The organism is Ruegeria sp. C2, from assembly GCF_056537765.1.
Genome location: NZ_JBQFRZ010000003.1, coordinates 150,379 through 175,606, shown reverse-complemented (window position 1 = coordinate 175,606; position 25,228 = coordinate 150,379). Strand labels below are relative to the sequence as shown.

At 58.1% G+C, this 25,228-nt stretch carries 23 protein-coding genes; 14 read left to right on the top strand and 9 right to left on the bottom strand.

The annotated features are described in order from the left end of the window. The first annotated feature begins 126 nt into the window (after positions 1-126). From ACR0IV_RS13065 to ACR0IV_RS13055, 3 genes are all read left to right on the top strand, one after another. The gene (locus ACR0IV_RS13065; protein ID WP_480658835.1) at positions 127-591 is read left to right on the top strand and encodes a putative molybdenum carrier protein; all 465 of its coding nucleotides are present in this window, start codon (positions 127-129) and stop codon (positions 589-591) included. 107 nt (positions 592-698) lie between these two features. Continuing rightward, the gene (locus tag ACR0IV_RS13060; protein WP_480658837.1) at positions 699-1,526 is read left to right on the top strand and encodes a methyltransferase domain-containing protein; all 828 of its coding nucleotides are present in this window, start codon (positions 699-701) and stop codon (positions 1,524-1,526) included. Between the two features lie 222 nt (positions 1,527-1,748). Beyond that, complete coding sequence (locus ACR0IV_RS13055; RefSeq protein ID WP_480658838.1) at positions 1,749-4,763, top strand: ATP-binding protein; 3,015 nt, start codon at positions 1,749-1,751, stop codon at positions 4,761-4,763. Here the strand turns inward: ACR0IV_RS13055 and ACR0IV_RS13050 are convergent. The 3 genes from ACR0IV_RS13050 to ACR0IV_RS13040 form a co-directional block, all read right to left on the bottom strand. Beyond that, complete coding sequence (locus ACR0IV_RS13050) at positions 4,760-6,409, bottom strand: peroxidase family protein (RefSeq protein ID WP_480658840.1); 1,650 nt, start codon at positions 6,407-6,409, stop codon at positions 4,760-4,762. The genes ACR0IV_RS13055 and ACR0IV_RS13050 overlap by 4 nt on opposite strands. An 18-nt stretch (positions 6,410-6,427) precedes the next feature. After that, positions 6,428-7,486, bottom strand: a complete 1,059-nt coding sequence (locus ACR0IV_RS13045) for a catalase family protein (protein ID WP_480658842.1) — start codon at positions 7,484-7,486, stop codon at positions 6,428-6,430. Between the two features lie 235 nt (positions 7,487-7,721). Then, positions 7,722-8,600 (bottom strand): LysR family transcriptional regulator, encoded by an 879-nt coding sequence (locus ACR0IV_RS13040; protein WP_480472520.1) that lies wholly within the window; start codon positions 8,598-8,600, stop codon positions 7,722-7,724. Between the two features lie 98 nt (positions 8,601-8,698). On the opposite strand from ACR0IV_RS13040, the gene ACR0IV_RS13035 reads away from it, so the two are divergent. The 3 genes from ACR0IV_RS13035 to ACR0IV_RS13025 are packed head-to-tail and all read left to right on the top strand — an operon-like array spanning position 8,699 to position 11,037. Further along, positions 8,699-9,565, top strand: coding sequence for a phytanoyl-CoA dioxygenase family protein (locus ACR0IV_RS13035; protein WP_480472518.1), 867 nt, complete (start codon positions 8,699-8,701; stop codon positions 9,563-9,565). Then, positions 9,562-10,176 carry an HD domain-containing protein gene (locus ACR0IV_RS13030; RefSeq protein WP_480472516.1) on the top strand — a complete coding sequence of 205 codons (615 nt, stop codon included), beginning with the start codon at positions 9,562-9,564 and terminating at the stop codon, positions 10,174-10,176. Before ACR0IV_RS13035 ends, ACR0IV_RS13030 begins: the two co-directional genes overlap by 4 nt. A gap of 12 nt (positions 10,177-10,188) precedes the next feature. After that, entirely contained in the window at positions 10,189-11,037 is an 849-nt protein-coding gene (locus ACR0IV_RS13025; RefSeq protein ID WP_480658843.1) for a 3-methyl-2-oxobutanoate hydroxymethyltransferase, read from the top strand. Positions 11,038-11,059: 22 nt separating this feature from the next. Here the strand turns inward: ACR0IV_RS13025 and hpaR are convergent, their stop codons facing one another. Then, complete coding sequence (gene hpaR, locus ACR0IV_RS13020; RefSeq protein WP_480658844.1) at positions 11,060-11,509, bottom strand: homoprotocatechuate degradation operon regulator HpaR; 450 nt, start codon at positions 11,507-11,509, stop codon at positions 11,060-11,062. 97 nt (positions 11,510-11,606) lie between these two features. Here hpaR and ACR0IV_RS13015 point away from each other — a divergent pair, with 97 nt between their 5' ends. The 6 genes from ACR0IV_RS13015 to hpaH are packed head-to-tail and all read left to right on the top strand — an operon-like array spanning position 11,607 to position 17,016. Further along, positions 11,607-11,996, top strand: a complete 390-nt coding sequence (locus ACR0IV_RS13015; protein WP_480472510.1) for a 5-carboxymethyl-2-hydroxymuconate Delta-isomerase — start codon at positions 11,607-11,609, stop codon at positions 11,994-11,996. Beyond that, the gene (gene hpaE, locus ACR0IV_RS13010; RefSeq protein WP_480658845.1) at positions 11,993-13,504 is read left to right on the top strand and encodes a 5-carboxymethyl-2-hydroxymuconate semialdehyde dehydrogenase; all 1,512 of its coding nucleotides are present in this window, start codon (positions 11,993-11,995) and stop codon (positions 13,502-13,504) included. The genes ACR0IV_RS13015 and hpaE overlap by 4 nt, the downstream gene beginning before the upstream one ends. Beyond that, positions 13,504-14,358 (top strand): 3,4-dihydroxyphenylacetate 2,3-dioxygenase, encoded by an 855-nt coding sequence (gene hpaD / locus ACR0IV_RS13005; RefSeq protein WP_480658846.1) that lies wholly within the window; start codon positions 13,504-13,506, stop codon positions 14,356-14,358. Before hpaE ends, hpaD (ACR0IV_RS13005) begins: the two co-directional genes overlap by 1 nt. Positions 14,359-14,367: 9 nt before the next feature. Further along, on the top strand, positions 14,368-15,351 hold the full coding sequence (gene hpaD, locus ACR0IV_RS13000) for a 3,4-dihydroxyphenylacetate 2,3-dioxygenase (RefSeq protein WP_480658847.1): 984 nt from the start codon (positions 14,368-14,370) through the stop codon (positions 15,349-15,351). A 13-nt stretch (positions 15,352-15,364) separates the two neighbouring features. Continuing rightward, positions 15,365-16,219 carry a fumarylacetoacetate hydrolase family protein gene (locus ACR0IV_RS12995; protein WP_480658848.1) on the top strand — a complete coding sequence of 285 codons (855 nt, stop codon included), beginning with the start codon at positions 15,365-15,367 and terminating at the stop codon, positions 16,217-16,219. Beyond that, positions 16,216-17,016, top strand: a complete 801-nt coding sequence (gene hpaH / locus ACR0IV_RS12990; RefSeq protein ID WP_480658849.1) for a 2-oxo-hept-4-ene-1,7-dioate hydratase — start codon at positions 16,216-16,218, stop codon at positions 17,014-17,016. Before ACR0IV_RS12995 ends, hpaH begins: the two co-directional genes overlap by 4 nt. Here the strand turns inward: hpaH and ACR0IV_RS12985 are convergent. The 5 genes from ACR0IV_RS12985 to ACR0IV_RS12965 all read right to left on the bottom strand — a co-directional run bounded on the left by ACR0IV_RS12985 (position 17,013) and on the right by ACR0IV_RS12965 (position 22,843). Continuing rightward, entirely contained in the window at positions 17,013-18,248 is a 1,236-nt protein-coding gene (locus ACR0IV_RS12985; protein ID WP_480472498.1) for a Tm-1-like ATP-binding domain-containing protein, read from the bottom strand. The two genes, hpaH and ACR0IV_RS12985, sit on opposite strands and share 4 nt — an antisense overlap. A 22-nt stretch (positions 18,249-18,270) precedes the next feature. Next, positions 18,271-19,755, bottom strand: a complete 1,485-nt coding sequence (locus ACR0IV_RS12980; RefSeq protein WP_480659008.1) for an aldehyde dehydrogenase — start codon at positions 19,753-19,755, stop codon at positions 18,271-18,273. Between the two features lie 6 nt (positions 19,756-19,761). After that, entirely contained in the window at positions 19,762-21,279 is a 1,518-nt protein-coding gene (locus ACR0IV_RS12975) for a tripartite tricarboxylate transporter permease (RefSeq protein ID WP_480658851.1), read from the bottom strand. A 12-nt stretch (positions 21,280-21,291) separates the two neighbouring features. Then, positions 21,292-21,831, bottom strand: a complete 540-nt coding sequence (locus ACR0IV_RS12970) for a tripartite tricarboxylate transporter TctB family protein (protein WP_480658852.1) — start codon at positions 21,829-21,831, stop codon at positions 21,292-21,294. A 64-nt stretch (positions 21,832-21,895) separates the two neighbouring features. Further along, positions 21,896-22,843 carry a tripartite tricarboxylate transporter substrate binding protein gene (locus tag ACR0IV_RS12965; protein ID WP_480472490.1) on the bottom strand — a complete coding sequence of 316 codons (948 nt, stop codon included), beginning with the start codon at positions 22,841-22,843 and terminating at the stop codon, positions 21,896-21,898. Between the two features lie 117 nt (positions 22,844-22,960). On the opposite strand from ACR0IV_RS12965, the gene ACR0IV_RS12960 reads away from it, so the two are divergent. Then, positions 22,961-23,779: an IclR family transcriptional regulator gene (locus ACR0IV_RS12960; RefSeq protein ID WP_480472488.1), complete on the top strand. Its 819-nt coding sequence runs from the start codon at positions 22,961-22,963 to the stop codon at positions 23,777-23,779. Continuing rightward, entirely contained in the window at positions 23,776-25,122 is a 1,347-nt protein-coding gene (locus ACR0IV_RS12955) for an aminotransferase class III-fold pyridoxal phosphate-dependent enzyme (protein ID WP_480658854.1), read from the top strand. The genes ACR0IV_RS12960 and ACR0IV_RS12955 overlap by 4 nt, the downstream gene beginning before the upstream one ends. The last annotated feature ends 106 nt before the right edge of the window (positions 25,123-25,228 follow it).

The following is a 25,228-nucleotide window of genomic DNA, read 5'->3' as shown; positions in this document are numbered from 1 at the left end:
ACCCCGGCGCGCATTCTTCCTGTTGGCAGGATGTGCGCAGCCTCAGCTTCTGACCCCAAATCAATAGTTTACGGACCCGTAGATCTGCGCATACCCTGACCCAGCGTCACTATCAGGAACAGGGCTTTGAAAATCGTTTCAGGCGGACAGACCGGAGTGGACATGGCAGCACTTGAATTTGCCAGAGCAAACGGTTTGTCCTATGGCGGTTGGGTGCCAAAGGGTCGAACAAATGAATGTGGTCGTATATCTGAAGATTTTGAGGGCCTAACCGAGACACGATCCGAAGACGTCATCGAAAGAACCCGATTGAACGTCGCATCCGGCGATGCCACGGTTGTATTCATCGATGGATCAACCAGCCCGGGCACGCAACAGACCATCGCCTTCGCCTCGGACGTCGGCAAACCTCATCTTGTGGTCGACCTCAGAGATGGGATCGAACCCTGCACGCGTCAGGTCGAAACATGGTTGCTGGCCCACCCTGTAGGAATTTTGAACATCGCCGGCCCTCGCGCCTCGGAGGCACCGGGCATCGGCGCAAAAGTAACCGAGGTGCTAAGAGGCAATCTGCTGTTGCTCAGCAGTTGACTAGAGGTTTCCTGGTGAAATCCGCTAGTTGATTTAGCGGAACCTAAGCGAGTTATCTCGAACTCAGGAGAATGTGCTAGAGTTCTGACCTGTTTAAGAGGTCGACCATGTCAAACACACGCGCGTTCGAAAAGATGGAGATTGACGGCTGGTCCAACCCAGCCATCGCCAAGGGGTATGCGGATGGTTTTGCCCAAGCGACGCGGGTCGTCGCCGAGCGGCTATCTGATGCAATAAAAGCAGAGAGCGGAACTCAGGTGCTCGACCTCTGCACCGGTCATGGTGTGGTGGCGGCCACATTGCTCAAGCGTGGGGCATCAGTTGTCGGATTGGATTTCTCTCAAGCGATGATTGCGCTTGCCAAATCTGCCGCCCCCGAAGCGGTGTTTATCCATGGGGATGCAATGGCAATGGAATTTGAAGACGCCAGCTTCGACGCAGTGACCATAGGCTTTGGCGTTCCCCATTTTCCTGATCCTTTACGCGGCTTGACCGAGGCCGCACGGGTTTTGAAACCAGGTGGTCGGCTGGCGTTTTCGATTTGGCAGGGCAAAGGCTCGGAAGGCGCCTTTGGATGGCTGTTCGACGCGGTAGGACGCTTGGGCGACCCAGAAGTTTCATTACCCGAAGGGCCAGATGCGCACTTGCTGGCAGACAAAACTGTAGCGCAATCTCTACTCACCGAAGCCGGTTTCACCGAGATATCTTCAGAGGTTTTAGCCACACAATTGGCGGTGTCAGAGCCCGAGTTTCTGTTTGACGCCTTTGACCGGGGCGCCGTTCGTGCGGCCGCGCTGCTCAGCGGGCAGCCTGCGGCCAAACGTGACGCCATTCGCACCGATCTGGCCGCACGGGCGCGCGCCGAAGGTGTAAGACAGGATTCCGGTATCTTGGTTCCTGCGCCCTCAGCCATCGTCTCGGCGATCAAGAAATGACCCCACATATCCAAAGTGGAAGCCGAAGCGCTCCAGACATAGCCAGACGGGGCACTATCCTATAGTCTCGCAGATAACTTCGCGGCTCTGGCCTAGGACGCGAAGCGGGGGTTAAATGTTATGAGGCTCAAATATGGGGGGCATGTCGCCAGTTCCAGGTCAAAACGGACTCAGTCACATCACGCGCCATTGCGATGCCGCTGACATGGTCAGAGGCCGCTAATGGTCGGGCGGGCAACCGGTTCCGATACCGATCTTGACGGGATGGAGCATCGGCATCTGACGGTGATGCTGGTGGATCTCGTCGGGTCTACTGTGCTGGCCCAAACACTTGAACCCGAAGACCTGTTATCAACCACACTGCGGTATCAGAAGCTGGTCGAACAGGCGGCAGCAGAATTCAACGGCAGGGTGCTGCAGATCGTCGGCGATGGTATTCTTGTGGCCTTTGGATGGCCTGCCGCATCCGAGAACAATGCCGAACGCGCCCTGCGCGCAGCGCTGCGTACTCACGCTGATCTTGCGACGCTGGCGGGCCCGATGGATCTGAGTTGCCGTATCGGAATTGCATCCGGTGTCGTTCTGGTTGGCGATATCGCACTTGGGTCCAATGTTCAGCCAGACGCCATATTCGGCGCGACACTCAACCTTGCTGCACGATTGCAGGCTCTGGCCGCACCCGGAGAGACGATGGTTTCGGGCGCAGCACGCACTCTTGGGGCAGGACAACTGGAGTTTGAGCCCCTGGGTACACAAACACTGGCCGGGTTTGATCATCCTGTGCCGGTCTATCGACTGATCGGTGAGGCGCAGGAAACGCTCCATCTGAAAGACCGGACAGCCTTGTTCGGACGTGACGCTGAATGCGATCAGTTGCAAAACGCCTGGTCAGAGGCCAAAGCCGGGCGCGGCGGGGTGGTCCATCTGATGGGCGAAGCTGGCATTGGGAAATCCAGGCTGATCCGCGATATGCGCAAGGCCATGAGCCCCCGCGCTTGGGTGACTTATCATTGCAGCCCATTCCGGGTGAACACGCCTTTTCATCCCTTGGCAACACAGGTCGAGCGCTGGTGCGGCATCCAGAATGGCGATGACACCGACACGCGGCGTAACCGCATTACCCAGCATCTGTCTGATATTCTGGATGGTCCCCAGCTTGAGACGCTGTTCTTCGTTCTGGCCCCCGGCCCCGGTGATTGCGGCGCGACCAGCGAGGACGAACTGCGCCGAAAGCTCTCTGATATCTTTCTGCGCGTATATCAGCGGCTCAGCACGGATGGGCCCGTTTTGCTTGTGGTCGAGGATCTGCAATGGGCCGATCCTTCGACCGTTTCGATCCTGCGTGACGTCGCCAAACATCTGATCGGGTTTCCGATTTTGATGCTGATCGCCTCGCGCGAGGAATTGCCGCAAACGCTTGAAACTCGGATCCCATCGCTTAGGCATATGCGCCTTGAACCACTAGGCGAAAAAGATGCCGCAGCGCTGGCGAGGGCTGCGTCGGATGCACAGCTGGACGACGTCACGACTGCGCAGATCGTGGCCCGCAGCAACGGTGTCCCGTTGTTTATCGAAGAATGCGCCGTAGCGATCGCTGCATCACCGGGTCGCGTCGCCGGCAATATTCCCACGACGCTGCACGACCTTCTGGCACAACAAGTCGACGCAGCCGGTGAACTGCGTCGCGCAGCGGTCGAGGCAGCAGTGATTGGTGGGGCCTTCGATGCGGTATTGTTGTCGCATATCAGCGACCTCAGTCAGTCGGATGCGGAAGAGGCAATCTCTCGCCTCGCAGCCGACGGAATGCTGCAACCATTGCCAAAGCTTAGTGCGCGTCGCAGCCAGTATTGGCGCTTTCGGCACGAACTGGTACGAGAGGCCGCTTATCAAAGTCTTGTCCGGGACCGCCGCACACATCTTCACCAACGCGCCGCCGAAGCGCTGACCGCACAGCCTGAGGCTGCACGACAACCCGAATTGATCGCACGTCACTGGGAACTTGCAGGCTCTGCCCCGCGTGCGGTGGCAGCTTGGATCGAGGCGGCGCGTCAGAACCTGCGGCGACATGCCAGCAGTGAAGGGGCACAGCAGGCCCGAAATGGGTTGCGCCTGCTGGACGCCTTACCCGCCGAGCATCGCGATAAATCCGAACTGAGCCTGCAATTCCTGTTGGCCGCTGCCGAGCGCGTTCGGGTCGGTTATGGTTCTGAACCTGCAATTGAAGCGTTCGCGCGCAGCTTTGAACTGGCCAAGAAACTGGACGACCGCCGGACGCTGGTCCGCGCCGGGCGCGGGTTGTTCACCGCTGCGATGGTAAAGGGGGATTACTACAACGCAGAACGCTGGGGCACCGAGATGGTCGATGCGTATGACGATCATCACACCAGAATGGTCGGCAACTATATTCGCGGTGCGGCCCTGTCTCCACGCGGGAAATTTGCTGCGGCAACCGACGCTTTGAACGAGGCCACCGCCCATGCCGAGGCGCATGCCGCAGAGGCCGGGAACGAGCCGGATGTGGCCGCGATGATACAGATAGAGGCTATGACCGCGCTGGTCCGATGCTTTCAAGGGCAAGCCGACGCCGCGCTTGCCGGGGCGAAATCAGCCGTCGACGCCGCTGGATCACTTGGTCAGCCGTTGATGCTGGCCAATGCGCTGCACTGGATGACCGAGATCCATATGCAACTGGATCATCCAGACTATCCCCATGTCGCCAAATTGCTTGACGAAGCGGTGCGCGACAACGGAGGCCCCTATTACCAGGCGGTTGCCGTTGCCCACCTTGCAGGATCAGCGATCCGTTCTGAAAATCCTAAACATGGCGTTCAACTGCTCGAAGCCGCCTGGCAGAAAATGCGAGAAACGGGAGCTGAAGCTGCTGGCGTTCTGGTCAATACGGAACTGGCCAGGGGGCATCTGGCACTAGGTCAGATCGACAAAGGGTTATCCGCAGTCGAAGCAGGGCTGGCCTGCGCAGCATCGACTGGCGAATGCAACTACGAGGCGGAATTGCGTCGGATTCAGGCCTCGCTTTTGCTGGAAGAAGGCAGCTCTCTCGCCGCGGCCGAAACGGCGCTGCATCAGGCCGTTTCTGTGGCCGAAAAGCAGGGTGCGCGTTTGTATGAGCTCAGGGCATTGAATGATCTGGCCTGCATCCAGCCGACAAACACCGAACTCGCCGACCGTATCGCAAAATTGCAGACAGATGACCTTACGACCTATGCCAGTGCTTAACCCCTGCGCCCCAGTACGCATTCATCGGGGTTCAAGCCAACAAACGCAGCGATTTCGGCAAAGGTCGACGTGCGTTTGACCATGTCAAATCCGCGCGCCGTGAAGGTTTCTTCCGAATACAGGTTCTTGGACACCATGGGATTGTTCATCAGTTGCGTGATCGCATCATATCCAACCATCGAGGTCATCAGATCACCCATGATGACTGTGCCCTTATGCTGCTCGGCAAAAAGGCCCGGAAACAGCTCGACCCGGTCGACATTGCAGTATAGGCGGCTGAGATCCGCGACCAGCTCGTCGGCAAAGGGCTGATCCCCAACAAGTTCGGCAAAGCTGGTGTGGGGTTTGCGTCGGAAATGATGACGATATGCGTTCAGTGAAGGCAGCCGGGCCTTGCGGGTCAACGCAATGGTCGCTTCGACCGGCGCGGGCGCGTCTTCCGAGGGTTTCTCGAACATGAAATCCGGCGTATTGCGCAGCGACATCCGGGCTGCGGGCTGATGTGAGAGGGATTCAATCATCTTCTCAAGCCCCGTCTCTTCGACCAGCCGGGGGTTGAACCGGAAGCCTTCGGTTCCAACCTGAACGCCGTCAATCAGGAACCGATCAGGGATCATCGAATGCCACCGGTAGAGCAGGTTGAACTCGATCGCGATCTGGTTGGAATGCTGCCAATGTTCCCGGCGATTGACACCAACCGGCAGCTTGAAAGGCATGTTGGCGATGTGGCCGATATAATCCTCCATCACCACCTTGATCAGCAAGGCGGTCAGCGCGCAACGGGTGGTTTGGAACACCCTCTCTTTGTCCCAACCGGGTGTCCCACGTTGTTGCAACCAAAGGATATCGGCTAGCTGGTTATGCGCCCGCAACATCAGCGTATTGATCACCACATAACCGATGGTGCCATTGCCATTGTCGAGCCCGGTGGCATGAAAGTCGAGCAAGCGTTCATTGATCTGCTCACAATCCAGATCGGGACGCGCACGTTTCAGGGCATCTCGCAGCTTTTGCTCGCAATGCAACTTCCGCCCGGCATTGCTGCCTCCGTTGGCGAGACTGCCATCGAATGGTGGCGCAAATTCCACTCCGCCGGATGCAGCCCGCCGGAACAGCTTGGGCGACCATGTTTCACCATTCTCATCCGTTCTGACGGCCATTCGATGGGTCAACTCGCCCGTCTCGGGGTCACGTTCGCGCAGCATGTCGGTCTGGTAATCGTGCAGGCCATAGATCTGACACAGATCGACCTCATGGTTGGAATCCGTCTGATCGGCCGGGCCTTTGGGGCCGAATGTGCGCAGAAAACTGTCCGTGAACCATTGTGCCGCCGAAATGAACAGCAATGTCGAACCCTGCGGGCACAGTAACGTCAGCGGACTGCCGTCCATCTGCTTGCGCCGTCGGAACAGATCGGCCACCTCGTCTTCGGGCGGCAGGAGCGGCGAAGGTTCCTCGGGCGGCAAATGGCGGCCAATCCACTTGTGGGAATAGACGCCGGACCAAGTTGTATAGTCGGCGCCCAATGTCAGAGGGCGTGGCCGGTGAACCCGGGCAGCCCGTGCAAGCCTCAGCGCCACAAGACGGCTCGCAAGCCCGCGGTTCACCTGGAACAGGTGATCAAGCAATGTATCAATATCCAGCATCCTTGAACCTCCGTTCGGTTAGCGATTGGGGAAACGCGCGCGTGCAAGGCTCAGATAGGTTCTGAGGCGGATGGTGTTGATCGGTCCAAGCGGCTCATGTTCAGCAGTGACGCGCCAGGGAGAAAAGCTCATGGCGTCGCCATCATGCGGGTCAAACGCGGCGTGTTGGGCAATTGTAATATCCGCCACCGGGGTCACCGTCGGATGGTGCGGATCCAGCGGTGCATCCGGTTGCGGGTCACACGCCCAGCGGATGCGATTGTCCAGAAGATCGAAATCATCGCCCTCGCGGGGTGGTTCGACGACGCAGAACTCAAAACGGTTCTCGCCAGATACCACATCCTGTCGCAAGTGCTGCCCGATCCCATCGGGATTATCCACCGGATCTTCGGGATTTTCGGGCCTTACGCTGCGCGCGAGGTAGCGCACAATCAGGTCAGGCCCCAGCCGATAAGGCGTTGTTGACCAAAAATGTGCAGAAAAGGGCGAGTGCATATAGTTCGACGCGAACTCAACCGCAATACGCTGATGTCGCTTCCCCTCTTTTGTCAGCAGCACACGTAAGGCGGCGCGCAGACCTTCCCGGATCAGCCGCAGGCTCCACCCTCGCCGCTTGTTCATGGCGTGCTTCAAAGCCTGACCCGTCGCAACAAGGCGGTTCAGCCGCTCATAATCTATCGGCTCATAGCTGGGAAAGGTGTCCTTGTCGGTCAGTACGAAATCAAAATCGTCGCTGATCTGCGCAATTCCCAGATGTTCCAGCGCTTTGGCGTCAATCAGCTTGGGTTCGGGCACGTCGAACAGCTTGATCGCCATTCCATGGGCATCAGGCTTGCGATCATCCAGATGCGCCCCGTTAGAAAAACGAATGGCAGCTTCATAAGTACCCGGTTGTGCAAAAAGCCCATGGCAAAGATGGGCCGGCAGGTCGTCCCTGATGCGAAAGCTGGCGGCGACGCAACCATGACTGCGCCCATGCTGCGCTCGCAATCGTCGCCCATTCCAGCGAGGTACCGCTTCCCGGTTCTGATCGATAACGTCCTGAACAAGATCGGGGGGCACGGAGTTATCGGACATTTTCAACAATCAACCTGGTTCACAAAACTAATCCGGTTACGACACGCCTAAATATGCCGAACAAATGGCATTTCTGAATTTTAACAGCCTACACCAGTTTGCCTTTTCCATCAAATCCGCAAGTTGCAGCCCGTTGATTGACCCGTCGGGAAACCGTCACGACATAGCCCGTGGTCAATCGCGACAATGCCAGCCAATGGAACAAACCGGCAATCCTATCACAGGCGATTTAGCTTCAGATCGTTTCCGAGCGCGCTTCGTTTACGACCCAGTTCCGGAAAGCCTCGGCATCAGGACTCAATTGAGCACCTGCATTCGTCAAAACATGATACTCCTCGACCCCTGCAACTTCATGGCCCGGCAAACATCGTTTCAGCCCAAACTTCCCAATCAAATCATCGCTGGCCGGAGGTCGCGCCAGTGCAATTCCACACCCTGCCCCGGCCAGAGCCAAGGCATTCAGGGTCGTGTCGACATAGTTTACCCTCGCCCGTTCCGGCAGCACATCTGCCCCGAGAACCTGCACCCAGTTTTTGCGATGATCTGCGACCTCGATCAGCATGTGATCCAAGATGTCATCCGCGTTGTGGATACGTGCCGCCAAGTCGGGGTGCGCAACCGGTATCAACGTTTCCCCAAAAAGCCGCTGAGCCTCAGTCCCCGGAGGCGGTTGCCCAAACGCGATCCAGACTTCTGCGGTCCGGGGCGGTGTTTCAGGGCGGCCCGACAGAGAATACAGCTCTAACGACACTCCCGGATGGGCTTCAAGAAATCCCGGCAGCCGCGGTGCAAGCCATCCAGCCGACAACAGCAGCGACACCCCGACAACCAGTGGCTTGGATCGAGGCGAGGACAGGACGGCGGCAGCGGCCTCCATCCGACCCAGCGACTCCCCCACAACAACCAGCAAGCTCCGCCCGGCTTCAGTAAGCGCCACACCCGCAGCTTTGCGTTCAAATAGCGGTCGCCCAAGATGCTTCTCCAGCGCCCGTATTTGCTGACTGACAGCAGGTGGCGACATGGCCAGACGTTCCGCCGCGCGGGCAAAACTACCGGTGCGCGCAGCGGCCTCGAAAACACGCAGCCAATTGAGGGATGGGATCCGTTTGCTCATGACAAAGAATAAGTTCAGCTTAACCTCTGGGGCAAGAGAAACGTCTTCTCAGATGGCACGCACCCATTAGGCTCAATCCAGCATCAAGGGAGGAAACGATGCGAGATTCGATGCCAGACTATGTCGAAAGCTACCGCGCAAACGGCTACGTCGCGGGATTACCCGTGTTTTCCGAAGATGAAGTCTCAGCGCTGCGTCAAAAAATCGAAACGCTTGAGGCAGAACATGCCGTGGGTGCAGCCGGATATGACTTAAACCAGTTTTTCCGCGTCAATGGCCATGTCGTGATCCCTCTGATGGCCGAACTTGCCAGAACACCTGCCATCCTGGACATTGTTGAAGGAATTCTGGGCCCTGACCTGCTGGCTTGGTCTGTGGAACTGTTCATCAAAGAACCACACAGCCCTCATACCGTTTCATGGCATCAGGACATCACATATTGGGGAATGGGCGAAACCGATGATGAGGTGACCGCTTGGGTCGCATTGTCCGACGTTTCAGTAAAGGCGGGCTGTATGCGCTTCATTCCCGGCAGCCACAAAGGCGGGATCGCTGACCATGAGGACACTTTTGCCGAGGACAATCTGCTGTCGCGCGGGCAATCCATTGCGGGGATCGACGAAAGCATGGCCCAACACGGATCACTGAAACCCGGCGAGATGTCCCTGCATCACGGACGCTGCTTTCACGCCTCGGGCGCCAATGGCAGCGATGATCGCCGCATCGGTCTGGCGATCCGCTATGTCACGCCTGCTGTGCGAGATCATGCGCCGGGGCGGGATTGGGCGATGCCGGTGCGCGGCGAAACCCCGGCTGGCGGCTGGGGGTGTATTGCAGGCCCACGCGGCTTGTTTCATCCTGCCGATCTGGCACTTTATCAAAAGATACTCGAGGGTCAGGCAGCGACTCTCGCCGCGGGCGCGGATCAGGCAGTCGGATTCTATGCAACTGGAGACAGCAAATGAACGAAACGGTCAGCTTCACAGCGATGAAAGACGGCACCAAGGAGGATTACGAACTTCTTGAGCGCCTCGAGAAACCCTTCCTCGCGCTGACCGCCGACCGCGTGCTGGAAGAACTGCGCCGTGCAGGTGAGGTCACTCTGGAAGGCTATCCGATCACACGTCTGCAGCACGGGTTGCAGTCAGGAACCCGTGCCCTTCGCGATGGCGTTGATATCGATTGGGTCGTGGGCGCACTGCTGCATGATATCGGCGACGGTCTGGCCCCGCAAAACCATGACCGCATGTCTGCCGAGGTAATCCGCCCCTTCGTTCGGTGGGAGGTCTCTTGGACTATCGAACATCACGGCATCTTCCAGACGCTTTATTACGGGCACCATTATGGCTGGGATCGTAACGCCCGTGATCGGTATCGCGATCACCCGTTGTTCAACACCTGCGCCGCCTTCTGCGAGCATTGGGATCAATCAAGCTTCGATCCCGATTACCCCATGGAGTCGCTGGAGTTTTTCGAACCCATGGTGCGTGAAGTGTTCGGCCGCACGGCCTATGACCCTGCCGTGATCCGCGAGGGAGAGATCACCAACCTGCCCGAACAGCTTGGCGGGAAATAAGAGATACACAGCATGAAACGTATCTACGATTTCAGTCGCAATCCGGCTGAACGAAACTTCACAGTCGCCGATCTGAAAGCGCTCAAAGGGTCGGGTCGCACGTTGTCGATGGCGAACCCGGCCAACAACGACGAACTGCAAGCCTGTGTCGACGCGGGCATTGACTTGTTCGTCGTCGGCGCGGACCAGATGGAAGACGTGCGCCGTATCGCGCCAACTCATTTTACTGGCGCGGGTTCATCATGGGCGCAGTTTGGCTCAGATGACGAAATCATTGCGCATGCCTACGAGACCATGCGCAATGGTGCCGACATGTATTATACTCTACGGTCTTTCGACGTCATGGAGCGCATGGCCACCGATGGCATTCCTGTGCAAAGCCATATCGGTCTGATCCCGACATTCAGCCATCACTGCGGCGGGTTGCGTGGCTGGGGTCGAAATGCCGACGAAGCCATGAAAATCTTCCAAACGCTGAAACGCATGGAGGACGTAGGCGTATTTGCTGTCGAGGCCGAGTGCATTGCAGAAGAAGTCCTGGCAGCCGTAAACACCAAGACAACGGTTGTAACGTTCTCTCTGGGCTCGGGGAACGCCGGAGATGCGGTATTCTCATTTGTCGCAGATATCTGTGGCGAATCCAGCGAAGAGGAGACCCCTCCAAAACATGCGCATGCGTTTGGCAATGTCGGGCGGTTGCATAAACAAATTCATCAAGAGCGCGTTGCTGCATTGTCCGAATTTCACAACGAAGTCACTGCGGGTCACTTTCCATATCCGGCGAGCAATATCGGCATGCTGGACGGCGAGCATGAGAAATTCCTCGAAGCTTTGGACAAATGGCGTCCGACGCATGAATAGCTGTGATCGTATGTCAGAAACTCTAAGCCTGGATCAGTCTTTCTAGCAGGTCCAGCAGCTGTTCGTAAGCTTCGTCTCCAAGGGTTTCCCGGAACTGGGCGGCGATACGGGCACCTTCTTCGATATTGTCGTCAATGATGGCCTGCCCCTTGGGCAGAAGTGAGATGATCTGCCGTCTTCGATCATCCGGATCGGATTGACGCAGGATATACTCTTTCTCGGACATGGACTGCAGAATGCGCGTAACACTTGGCGCTAACAGTCCCGCGCGCCCGGCCAGTGCGGTGGCATCAACTGGCCCCCATTCATCCAGCACGCGGAGGATGCGCCATTGCTGCTCGGTCAGCCCGGAATCTTGCAACATGGCGCGGATCGGGGCCATTACAGATTCCCGCGCTCGGATCAGGGAAATCGGCAGAGACCGCGTAGTGGGTGGCAACTCATGTGCCTTGGAGTAAGCTTTTTTGCGCATGGCCCTGCTTAACATTGTTATCATGTTAATAAAAGAGCTTGACTCGAGGGATGTCATTTATTTATCGTGTGAATTATTAACATGACAAGGAAAACATGTGCCGCACTTTCAGATCGATTATTCGGGAAATCTTGAAAAGATCGTCGATATGACCGGTCTGTGTGAATGTATTCGCGCCACCGCTACCGGAATTGAGACCTTCCCGATGGCCGGTATCCGCGTGCGGGCCATTCGGGTCGATCACTATGCCATTGCCGATGGCGATCCGCAGCACGGGTTCATCGACATCTCGGTCCGCCTGCGCGCGGGTCGTGCAGATGACGTAAAGCGAGCGGCGACCAAGGCTCTGTTTGACGCCGTGACGGAATTTTTGGCCCCGGCCATGAAAGGCCACTCGATCGCCGTGTCGCTTGAGATGCGCGATATCGACCCCGAATTGTCGCCTAAAACAGGCACAACCCGAGATCACCTGAGGAGTGCAGAATGAAAGCACTGAGCCAGAATATTGAGAAGCTGAACGAGTTTTTGGCCCGGTTCCAAGCAGATGGCGTCAAGAACCGCGTCGCGGGTGAGGATCGGGACGGATCGGGCGGCGTCTTCCAGACGACCTCACCCGTAGATAAATCGGTGATCTGTGATGTCGCGCGCGGCAATGCGCAGGATATCGACGCCGCAGCCTGCGCAGCCGCAGACGCCTTCCCGGAATGGCGCGACATGCCCGCACCCCAGCGGCGGCGTATTCTGCTGAATATCGCCGACGCCATCGAGGCGCGCGCCGAAGAAATTGCACTGTGCGAGTGCTGGGATACCGGGCAAGCATATAAGTTCATGTCCAAGGCCGCTCTGCGCGGGGCTGAGAACTTTCGGTACTTCGCGGATCAGGTCGTTCAGGCGCGTGACGGGCAGCACCTAAAATCCCCGACGCTGATGAATGTCACGACCCGCGTTCCAATTGGTCCAGTAGGTGTCATCACACCCTGGAACACACCATTTATGTTGTCGACCTGGAAGATCGCTCCGGCACTGGCCGCGGGCTGTACGGTTGTCCACAAACCTGCCGAGGCGAGCCCGCTAACCGCCCGTCTGCTGGTTGAAATAGCCGAAGAAGCCGGGTTGCCCAAAGGTGTTCTGAACACCGTCAACGGATTCGGCGAGGACGCGGGCAAGGCGCTGTGTGAACATCCCAAGATCCGTGCCATCGCCTTTGTCGGCGAAAGCCGGACCGGTAGCATGATCACCAAGCAAGGGGCAGATACGCTCAAACGCAACCATCTGGAGCTTGGCGGCAAGAACCCCGTGATCGTCTTTGAAGACGCCGATCTGGAACGCGCATTGGATGCGGTGATCTTTATGATCTACTCGATCAATGGCGAGCGCTGCACATCCTCGTCGCGTCTTCTGGTTCAGGACACAATCCGCGCAGACTTTGAGGCCAAGCTGGTCGAACGTGTAAATAACATTCGCGTTGGACACCCACTGGACCCCGCGACCGAGATCGGTCCGCTGGTGACCGAAGAGCACTTCAACAAAGTCACCTCATATTTCGATATCGCCAGACAGGACGGCGCGACCGTGGCCGCCGGCGGTGAGGTGGTCGGAGACGCAGGCTATTTCGTGCGACCTACCCTTTTCACCGATGCAACCAACCAGATGCGCATCGCGCGGGAAGAGATCTTTGGCCCTGTCCTGACCTCGATCCCCTTCTCGACCGAAGAGGAGGCGCTGAACATCGCCAATGACACGCCCTATGGTCTGACCGGCTATGTCTGGACCAACGACCTGACACGCGCACTGCGGTTTACTGACAGGCTCGAAGCAGGGATGATTTGGGTTAACTCTGAAAACGTGCGGCACCTGCCGACCCCGTTTGGTGGCGTCAAAGCCAGCGGCATCGGGCGCGATGGCGGCGACTGGTCGTTCGAGTTCTATATGGAGCAGAAACACATCGGCTTCGCCACCGGTCAGCACAAGATCACCCGGTTGGGGGCAAGCTGATGGGAGAGATCGTTCTTGCCGCGAAGATGACTCACGTCCCGACCTTGTTGATGTCGGAACAGGAAGGCCCGATCAAAGGCAAACGTCAGGCCGCCATCGATGGTCACCGGGAAATCGCGCGCCGCGCCAAGGCTTTGGGCGCCACCACCGTGATCATCTGCGACACACATTGGGTGATCAATGCCGGGTTCCATATCAATGCAAATGCACGTTTCGAGGGGCTGTTCACCTCGAACGAATTCCCGCAATTCATCCAGAACCTGCCTTATGCATACAAAGGCAACCCCGAGATGGGTGATGCGATTGCAAAGATCGCATCGGACAAAGGCGTATATACCCTGGCGCATCACCTCGACAGTCTGGAACTGGAATACGGCACGCTGGTCCCGATGCGTTTCATGAGCCGCGAACATGAAATGAAGGTAGTCTCGGTCGCAGCATGGGCCACTGTCCACGATCATGACGAAAGCCGCGTGATCGGAGAGGCCATTCGGGAAGCAGTTGAGGCGTCAGACGAAAAGGTTCTTCTGGTTGCCAGCGGATCACTCAGCCATAAAATCTGGGCCAATAAGGACTACGCTGCCAACAACGGCACCTTCACCATCAGTTCCGAGTTCAACCGTCAAGTTGACCTGCATGTCCTTGAGATGTGGAAGAGCGGCGATCACGCAACCTTCCTGAAGATGTTGGGCGATTATGCCAATTTCTGCTGCGGCGAGGGGTCGATGCACGACACAGCGATGCTCTACGGCGCGTTGGGCTGGGATCAATACACCGGCAAATGCGAGGTGGTGACCGAGTATTTCCCGTCTTCGGGCACAGGCCAGACCAACGTCATTTTCCCCGTTCAATAGGAGGCCGCGATGCCCGTTCCTGCCCCTAATCTCTATCCCGATTTCAACACCATCCGCCTGAGCCATGTTTGCCTGAATGTCAGCGATCTGGTGGCCTCTCGGGCCTTTTATGTCGATATGTTCGGCCTGCAAGTCAGCGAAGAGGCCGACAGCCACATCTACCTGCGCGCGCTCGAAGAGCGAGGGCACCATTCGGTTATTTTGCAGAAATCCAACCAACCCGGCACGGTCGAGGTTATGGGTTTCAAGGTCTTTGATGAGGCGGATCTGGACCGAGCCGAAGCATGGTTTCAGGCCAAAGGTCGTCCGACTCAATGGATCGAACGTCCGCATCAGGGCCGAACCCTACTCACCTCGGATCATATCGGCATTCCGCTGGAGTTCTATCACAAGATGGACCGCCTGCCTCCGATCCATCAGGAATATGCCCGCTATCATGGCGTCCGGCCTCTGCGGATCGATCATTTCAACTGTTTCAGCCCGAATGTAGATGACAGTGTGGCGTTCTACAGCGAAATGGGCTTTCGCGTCACCGAATATACCGAAGATGAGGACAGCAAGCGCCTGTGGGCGGCGTGGTTGCACCGCAAGGGCGGCGTGCATGACATGGCCTTCACAAACGGCAAGGGTCCACGGATGCATCACGTCGCATTCTGGGTCGCAAACCCGCTGCATATCATCGATCTGCTCGATGTGATGTCGACCACCGGCTATGTGGACAGCATCGAACGTGGTCCTGGCCGGCACGGGATCTCTAACGCCTTTTTCCTCTATATCCTCGACCCCGACGGCCATCGGATCGAGATTTACAGCTCGGATTACCAAACCGTCGACCCGGATCACGAACCGCTGAAATGGGACCTCAAAGACCCACAGCGGCAAACACTTTGGGGTGCCCCTGCCCCGCGCAGCTGGTTCGAGCATGGAACCGAGTTTGTCGGCACATCGGTTCAGGACCCCGACCTGAACGCCACCCCAATCATTGCGCCCTGAAATGGAGACACCAATGCGATTTGCCAGCTTCTCTGCGCAGGACGAGCAGTTCTATGGCGCCATCACGGATGCCGGAGCCATCGCTCTGAACGCAGCTTTCCCTGAGTGGCCGACCCTGTTCGATGCGGTCTGCGCCGGGGGGCTAGGCGATCTCGGGCGCGCTGCCGAAAGCTCTGCGGTCACGCACACAGATTTCACCTATGACATGGTTCTGCCTGACGCTCGACGCATCCTGTGTGTTGGCGTCAATTTCCCGGATCGGAATGCAGAGTACAAAGATGGTAGTGCCCAGCCACAGAACATGTCTCTGTTCCCGCGCTTTGCCAGTGGCTTCACCGGCCATGATCGCCCGCTGATCCGCCCGCCGGAAAGCCACCAACTGGACTATGAAGGCGAAGTGGCGATCGTCATTGGCAAAGGTGGCCGCCGCATTCCTCAGGCTCAGGCTTATGATCACATCGCCGCTCTGACCCTGTGCAACGAGGGCACCATCCGGGATTGGGTACGGCATGCCAAGTTCAATGTCACCCAAGGCAAGAACTGGGACCGGTCCGGCGCGATGGGCCCATGGCTGGTGCCTTTCACCGATCCCGCCCAGTTGGACGACGCGCGCATCATCACCCGTGTGAACGGAGAGGTACGTCAGGATGATTGCCTGCCGCGCATGATGTTCCCCATCCGACGCGAGATCGAATACATCTCGACTTTCATGACCCTGCAGCCGGGCGACATCATCGTCACCGGTACCCCTTCGGGTGCTGGTGCGCGGTTCGACCCCCCGCGCTTCCTGAAGCCCGGAGATGTGGTCGAGGTCGAGGTTGAAGGCATCGGCCTGCTGCGCAACGGCATCGAGGACGAGACAGTATGACCCCTCAGGACCACGCCGAAGCCGCCGCTGATCTGCTCGCAGCAGAGCGCAACGGCCAGCAGATCGGATTGCTTAGCCTGCGTCACCCTGAGATGGCGATGGATGATGCCTATGCGGTGCAGAACGCGATCTATCGTGCCAAGCTGGCCGAGGGTCGCACGGTGATCGGCTGGAAGATCGGGCTGACCTCGAAAGCGATGCAATATGCGCTGAATATCGACATTCCTGACAGCGGCATCCTGTTCGATGACATGTTGTTTGAGAATGGCGCGACCATCCCAAAGGGGCGGTTCATCCAGCCCCGTATCGAAGCTGAGATCGCTTTTTTGATGAGGGATGCCATTGGTGGAGCAGATGTCACCCGAGAACAAGTTTTGGCGGCAACGGATTATGTGGCCCCATCGCTTGAAATCCTCGACACCCGTATTCAGCGCGTGGACCCGGAAACCGGGAAAGCGCGCACCGTATTTGACACGATCAGCGACAATGCAGCCAATGCAGGCATCGTTTTGGGTGCTGAACGGCACGCAGTTGATGCGTTTGACCTCCGCTGGGTCGGAGCGCTGACCTTCCGCAACGGTGAGATCGAAGAGACGGGTCTTGGCGCAGGTGTGCTAAACGATCCGGTCGAAAGCGTCGTCTGGCTGGCGCAGCGCATGGCGCAATATGGGCAGAGTATCGAACCCGGTCAGGTCATTCTGTCTGGCAGCTTCATTCGGCCAGTCGAATGCCCATCCGGCACCGAAATTCACGCTGATTTCGGTCCCTTCGGCGGCGTTGATATCCGTTTCGCCTAAGGGGTGGCCACCACCCCTTGCGCGCACCAGTTGTCGAATATGCGCAAGGCTTCCTCGGCAAAACTCACGTCGTTTATATGCGCTTCGATCTTATACAAATCGACATTGGACGGGGCTGCGGCTGCAAGCTCCGACAAGAAGCTGTCGAGACCTGCCTTGTCATGCAGATCTGCCCCTTCCCGGTCCCATTCACCCAGTCCCAACATTGGCAGCAGCAGCGCGACCGGGCCGGTTGCAGTGGCCAATTGCCGTGCATGCGCCCGTGCGACTTCTCGACGTTCTTCCGTGTCCAACACGACAGAAGTCAGCAACCGGTTATGAGCATGATGCGGGTGATCCGCCCATTTCTCGGGCATCGGTTGCCAGCCCACGATATCAACCAGGTCATAGCAGCCAGGCGCCACAATTTGCGGTATGCCGTTCAGCCCCGCATGGGTTAATCGCCCCTCACCCGCCGAGATATTCGATCCGTTGATGTGATTGCCCAGCTCCTGCGTGCAAAAGTCGAAAACGCACGCGAACGCTCCCTGTTCTGCGAGGCTTTCAAACGCGCGACCGCCCATCCCGGTTGCGTGGAAAACGGCCACTTCATAGCCCCGCGCCTCAAGCGCAGGTTTCAGCGGCACCATGTATTTCAGCGCGGATTTCCCGAGCGAGGTCATCCCTATCAGCGGTTTCTGCCGATCCGGCGGCACCACGGCTCGCGCAGCGCCCAGAACCGCACCAGCCGCCTGGCTGAGCGACGCCTTGCAGACCGAGTTCAGCCCATAAAGCCCTCCGGCCCACAGGATCATCTGCGTATCTGCGGCCAGCCGATCTGCCGGGATCAACGGCGAGAACGACACCGTGGACACGATGTATTTCGGCACTCCCAAAGGCACTGCGGCGCACACATCCAGCGCCAAATCGGTTCCCATCGTACCACCCAGCACGATCACGCCGTCAAATTTGTCTTCTTGGTACAAACGCGCGGTCAGTAATGCCGCGCCGTTCGACATGATTTGCATCGCATGGTTTTCATCGCCCGAGGCGATGGCGGCGTCGATCGAACTGCCACCTTCTTCGGCCACATCGTGCTTGGAGTAATCCGTCGCCTCAGAAGGATCGCCCAGAACCGAGACATCCATCGTCAGCACGCGACCACCCTGATCGCGGATCACACCGGACAGAAAACCCAACTCATCATCCTTGGTGTCGAACGTGCCGACTACGAGAATGGTTTTGTCCGCCATGGCGTTCTCCTTCCGCAATGGATTACAGCTTGATCCACGCTGTTTTGAGGTTGATGTATTTCTCGATGGCGTGCAGGGACTTGTCGTGCCCATTGCCCGACTGTCCGATGCCACCCAGCGGCACGGTCCCGTCCGCGCCCCCATAGGTATTCACATGCATCACACCGGTACGCACGGAACGCACCATCTTGTGGGCACGCGACAGGTTTGAGGTCCAGACCGCACCCGCAAGCCCGTAGACCGTTGAATTCGCGATCCGCACCGCGTCTTCTTCTGACTTAAAGGATGTCACACCCAACACCGGGCCAAAGACTTCTTTTTGGGCCAGCGTCGCCTCAGGCCTCACCCCGGCAACAACGGTGGGAGCCATAAAATAGCCGCCTGTCTCCTGCAAAATGCGATCGCCGCCGGTGATCACCTCACCACCTTCTGCGCGCGCGGTTTCGACGAAGCCAAGATTCTGCGCCAGTTGAGTTTCAGAATTCACCGCCCCAATGGCTGTCTCTAACGACAACGGGTCCCCGACGCGCATCGCTTGCGCCGCTTTGGAAACTGCAGCCACGAATTCATCATGGATGCTGGCCTCAACCAACAGACGGGATCCCGCCACACAAACCTGACCGGCATTGCGGAAGATACCTGCCGCCGCGACCTTGGCGGCCTGATCCAGATCGGGCGAATCCGCAAAAACGATGTTGGGAGATTTGCCGCCGAGCTCCAGATAGATCCGTTTCATGTTCGACCGCGCGGCATATTCCATCAGTCGTCGCCCCGTCGCGCCCGAACCGGTGAAGACAAGCGCGTCGACATCCATCGACAGACCCATCGCTTCACCCACCACCGCACCTTCGCCGGTCACAGCATTCAACACACCCGGCGGCAAACCGGCCTCTTGCGCCAGCTCCACCATACGCATCAACGACAATGAGGCCGTCTCGGCCGGTTTCAGAACAACTGAATTGCCCATGGCCAAAGCAGGGCCCAGCTTCCACGCGCCAATCATCAGCGGGAAGTTCCACGGAGTGATCGCACCAACAACGCCCACCGGTTCCTTGTGGATCAGACCCAGAATATCGCCCGGTGTTGGGGCCACCTCGCCGTAAATCTTGTCGAGCGCTTCCGCATAATACCGTATCGTACCGGCAGCCGAGCCCGGCTCGGCTTTCAGGGCCATACCAATCTCTGTGCCGTTGTCACGCACCCCCAGCACAGCAAGCTCCAGCGCGTTCGCCTCGATCAGATCTGCCCATTTCAGCAGTACCTTCTTGCGTGCTGCTGGGGGCTGACCGGCCCATCGCCCATCCTCAAACGATGCTCGTGCCGCAGCGATGGCGGTCTCCATATCCTGCCGGGTACCCTTCGCGACAGTGGTCAGAACCTGCCCGTTGAGCGGTGAGATCACGTCCATCACCGCGCCGTCCGAAGCTGCGACATGCTCGCCATTGATCAGGTGAGTGAACGCCGGAACCGGTTGTGTGCGCAGGGCGTCGATCGAGGATTGGTCCATCATTTTCTACCGTTGTTGGCTGTCATGCAGATCATGGTCCTCATCCGGCAAATGCGCGCGGTATTCCTTGACCAGGGTCCGCACATGGATCGCCAGAACAAGCACGATGATGACAAACAGAATGAAAGAAATCGGCCGGTCGATCATATCCAGAGGCGTCTTAAGGCGCGGCAGAGCCGAACGCAACTTGACCTCCATAATGCCACCCAGAACCATACCCAGAATGATCGGAACAATCGGCAGGTTGAGCCGCTTGAGCACCAGACCCAACACTCCAAATCCGGCAGCGATCATGCAATCGCTCAGCGAATTGCGCAGTGAATATACGCCGACGAAGGACAAAAGCAGGATCATCACACCCAGAAACCGGGTTGGTACGCGGATAATCTTGGTCAACAGATTGGTCGAAAACAGCAAAAACACCATGACGATCACGTTGAGCAGGATCAGCGCGAGGTAGAGCCCATAAACCAGACCGATGTTGTTCTGGAACAGCTGCGGTCCGGGGATCACGTTATGGACATAGAAGACCGACAGCATCATCGCCGTCAGCGCCTCGCCCGGAATACCCAGCGCCAACAAGGGGATCATCGCCGCTGCCGGAACGGCGTTATTAGCCGCCTCCGAGGCGATCAGACCTTCGGGTGAGCCTTTGCCGAACGCATCCGGGTCTTTTGAGGTTTTCTGCGCGTAGGTGTAGCTCATGAATTGGGCGGTGAACTCTCCGGTGCCGGGGATCATCCCCAGAACGACGCCAAAGCCTGAGGCGACCGTAGCGACACGCTTGTGACCCAACAACTCTTTGATCCCGGCGGTCATGCGACCGGTGATCGGTTTGGCGTCTGGGCTATTGTCCGGGGCGGTCAGCAGGAAGAACGCCTGGCTGAGGGCGAACAGCCCCAGAACTACAACGATCAGATTGACGCCCGAACTGAGGAAGCTGAACCCGAACGTGTAGCGCTGAGTATAGGTGACTGAATCCAGCCCAACGGTCTGCAGAAATATCCCGAACATCGCGAGCATTCCGGCGGCAAATATCTGGCCACGATGGGCCAGGATAACCAGAATAATACCCAACAGCGCAGCCAGAAAGATCTCGCGGCTGCCAAACATCGGCGCGACAAGGGCGAGTACAGGCGACAGCAGGATGAGGCACAGGATGCCGAAAATCCCACCCCAGAACGATGCGCTGTAGGCCAGCGAAACGGCACGATGCGCCTGCCCATCCCGCGTCATCGGATAACCGTCGTAGGAGGTCAGCGCGTTGACGGCCGTCCCCGGCGTGTTGATCAGAACTGCCGGGATCGCACCCCCATACATGGATGAGCCATAGATCCCCAACAGCATCGTCAGGCCCACAATCGGGTCCAGCGAGAAGGTCGCGGGCAGCAGGATCGCAATGGCCACCGCAGGGCCAACACCGGGGATAGCACCGATGATCACGCCGCCGATCGAGCCGACGAACAGGGCCAGGATCACATCCCATCGGGCCAGCATTTCGGCCCCGGCAAGCAGGTTTTCCATTCGCGGCTCCGATTAGAAATAGGTCAGCATGATCTGACGCAGCCCATCCGGCAGGGCCTCATAAATCCTGCCCGCGGGGATTTTCACCTGCAGGAAGGATTTGAACAAAACGACGATGACAACCGCGCTGGCAACGGCGGCTCCAATCGCAGCCGTGCTACGATATCCGACGCGCAGCACCAACAGGATCGAGAAGACTATGGTTGTCGGCAGGTATCCCAAAATCGGTACGGCCATCGCATAGACCACGAACCATCCCGCATATTCCAAGGCGCAGAACCATAGCCATACCTCGCGCCAACGGTCGCCAATCCGTTCCGATAAGGCTGAACCCAGAAGGTGCAGAGCCGCGAAACCGACCATCCCGATCAGAGAAACTGCGGGCCAGAACCGAGGTTGCGCAGCCAGTTTCTGCCCGCCGCGCCATGCGGTTTGATCCCACAGCTGCGTCAGCAGAAACACCGAAACGGCCAGCGCGAGCCATGCAAATACGATATCACCGGGACGGCGATAACGCTTGAACAATGCTTGAAGAGTTCTGACCCGGGACATCCTCGCCCTCGTCCGTTTGGGAAGCTTCAGGCCGGGCGTTCAACCCGGCCTACTGGCTGTGCGATCAGTTACCGCTCAGCATACCTTCGATGCGCGCCATGGTCTCGATGTCGGACTGGATCTGGCCCACCACATCATCGGCTGGCTGCCAGTAAACGGCGGCTCCGGTTTCGGCGGCCAGCTTTTGGGCGCGTTCAGACTGCATGGTCTTTTCAGCCACGGCGATGATCTTGTCGCGTGCCTCCTGTGGCGTGTCCTTGTGGACAAACAAACCATTCCACAGCGATACAGCCAGATCAGGGGCCAGTTCGGCTACGGTCGGAGTGTCCGGTGTCAGCGGAATACGCTCTGACCCGATCGAAGCCAGCACTTTAACACTGTCGAGGCAGGGAAGGATCAGTTGCAGCGTGGTGTTGATCACATCCACATCGCCCGAGGCCAGTGTGTTGCAATCCAGCGCATCAAAGGCGGCGTCGGAGGCGTAAGAAAAGCCCATCTCTTTCGCCAGCCCCAGTGTTACCTGCGTTGGCACCAGCGGCGCGCCGAAATGGCCAAGCACCACGTCGTTGCCGCCAGCATATTCCGCCAGACCCGCCATATCGTCATAGGGCGCATCACCCGATGTGGCGATTACGAAGGGATAGGTCAGAAAGTTGCCCAGCGGCACGAACGGATCGGGGTTCAGTTCGGGAATGCCGATCTGCGGACCGACGACCGGGATCGCAATCAGGAATGATCCAACCGTGTAGCCATCGGCAGGCGCATTCGCGACTTCGATCGCTCCGGGGAATGGACCGCCACCACCGCCCGGCTTGTTCACAACCGCCGCAGGCACACCGTATTCGGCCTGAAAGTCCTCGGCGATCATGCGCGTCAGGACATCTTCAAGATCGCCCGGAGGCCACGGAACCACAAACTCGACGGGCTTTTCCGGATATTCGGCCAGCGCAGCCCCTGTGACGGCGGCCATGGCCAGCGCCGTCGCGGACAGTGTTTTTGCAATCTTTGACATGAACGTCTCCCTGGTGCGGTTATAGTGGTTCATATTTTGAACCGTTGTTTCAAAAAAGGTTGCCATGTTAATCGCAATCTGTCAAACTTTTTTGGAAGCAACCAAAAACAGGCCCAAATGTCCTCTGCCTCAAAAACCCTGCAATTGCTGGAACACTTCTCTCCAGACCGGCCTGAGATCGGGCTGTCGCAACTCTGCAGATTGGCAGGGCGCGACAAGGCTACGACCTATCGATATCTTCAGGCTCTGGAAGAGGTTGGATTTATTGAGCAAAATCCCGGCACCAAACAATACCGTCTAGGACCTGCTTTGCTGCAACTGGCGCAGACCAGAGAGTTGACCGTACCTCGCAAGGCCGGGGTCGAGGCCCCGCTGCGTGCGCTTGCGGATGCGACCGGAGAGACCTCACATGTCTCAGTCCTGTCGGGCAAAACGCTCTATAAGCTCATGGCGCACGAATCGCCCCGCCACAGCATTCGCGTCATCATCGACATCCAAACCTTTCCATTGCATGCGACAGCCTCAGGCCTGTGCGCGCTGGCCTTCGGACCCGAGGATTTGCTGGAGGTGGCAAATGCCGACTTGGCCGCATTCACTTCTGCCACCATGACGGATCCCGACACGCTGCACGCTGCCATTCAAAAAACTCGCGCCTGTGGCTTTGGTAAATCCGAGGGCAGCCTTGAGGCGGATGTCCACAGCCTCGCCGCGCCGCTCTTCGATCAGGCAGGGCAATTTGCGGGTGCCGTTTCCGCTGCAAGCGTCGCCACACGTTTCACACCCGAGCTTGAACATCAGATTCAAACGCACCTGATCACCGCCAGCCGGACTATCACACATAATTGGGGCGGCGCCGTCCCAACTCAAATCGAGCAGGCCTGGTCGACAGGCCGAGACCCCTCACGAGACCTTCAGGAATTGGAACCCACCCGATGAAAGACTCGAATTTTCTCAAGGAACACAACGGCCGCCTGATGTGGCATCCGATGACCTCGCCGCAGGACAGTATCGACACGCCGCCCAAGATCATCACCGGGTCCGAGGGGGTTTCGATTACCGACATAGACGGTCACACCGTCGTCGACGCGGTCGGCGGCCTGTGGAACGTCAATCTGGGCTACTCCTGCCAACCGGTGAAAGACGCAATTGCGGCGCAGCTGCAGAAACTGCCCTATTATTCGACTTTCCGCGGGGCCTCGAACGATGCCGCGATCGAGCTGTCCTATGAACTGTCCGAATTCTTTGCACCAGACGGGATGACACGGGCGTTTTTCACGTCTGGCGGATCAGATTCAGTCGAAACCGCTCTGCGCCTGTCACGTCAGTATCACAAGCTGCGGGGCGAGCCGGGACGCATCAAGTTCCTAAGCCTGAAGAAAGGGTATCACGGCACCCATATGGGCGGGGCGAGTGTAAACGGCAATGCCAATTTCCGCACCGCTTACGAGCCGCTGCTGCCCGGCTGCTACCATATTCCAGCGCCCTATACATATCGCAACCCGTTCAACGAAAGCGACCCCGAGCAACTGGCCCAGCTTTGCGCCGCAGCCCTGGAGGATGAGATCGCATTTCAGGGCGCGGGCACCATCGCCGCGATGATCATGGAGCCTATTCTGGGCGCGGGCGGGGTGATCCCTCCGCACAAATCCTTCGCACCGATGGTGCGGGAGATCTGCGATCGTCACGGCATCCTGCTGATCACCGATGAGGTCATCACCGCTTATGGTCGTACCGGAGCCTGGTCAGGCGCACGCCTTTGGGGCATTCAGCCCGACATCATGTGCACGGCGAAAGCGATCACCAACGGGTTCTTCCCGTTTGGTGCGGTCATGCTTGGTGACAAGTTGGTCGACGTATTCGAAGGCAATCCAAATGCCAAGATCGGCCACGGATACACCTATTCCGGCCACCCGGTTGGTGCCGCGGCTGCGCTGGCCTGTCTTGCCGAAACAAAGCGCCTGAACGTCACAGAAAACGCAGCCGCGCGCGGCACCCAATTGTATGAAAGCTGCAAAGCGCTGCAGCAGAAGTATGACTTAATCGGAGACGTACGCGGCGGGCATGGTCTGATGACAGCCATTGAAATGGTAAGCGACCGGGGCACCAAAAAACCGATCGACGCGGCAACGGCCAGCAAGGTGCAGGAAGTCGCGTATGACTCAGGCGCCATGATCCGGGTGTCCGGCCCCAACCTGATCCTGTCGCCACCGCTGGTTTTGTCTGAACAGGAAGCAGACACAATCCTGTCGGCACTGGAGGCTGGTTTCCGCGCTATCTAACAGGCGTTCATCGGTTTGCTAGAATGGCCGAGCGGATTACGTTTACAGCTGAGCGCCCCAACGTTGCTTGGGGCGGCTCTACCAACCTGATCAAAATTAGCTGTCA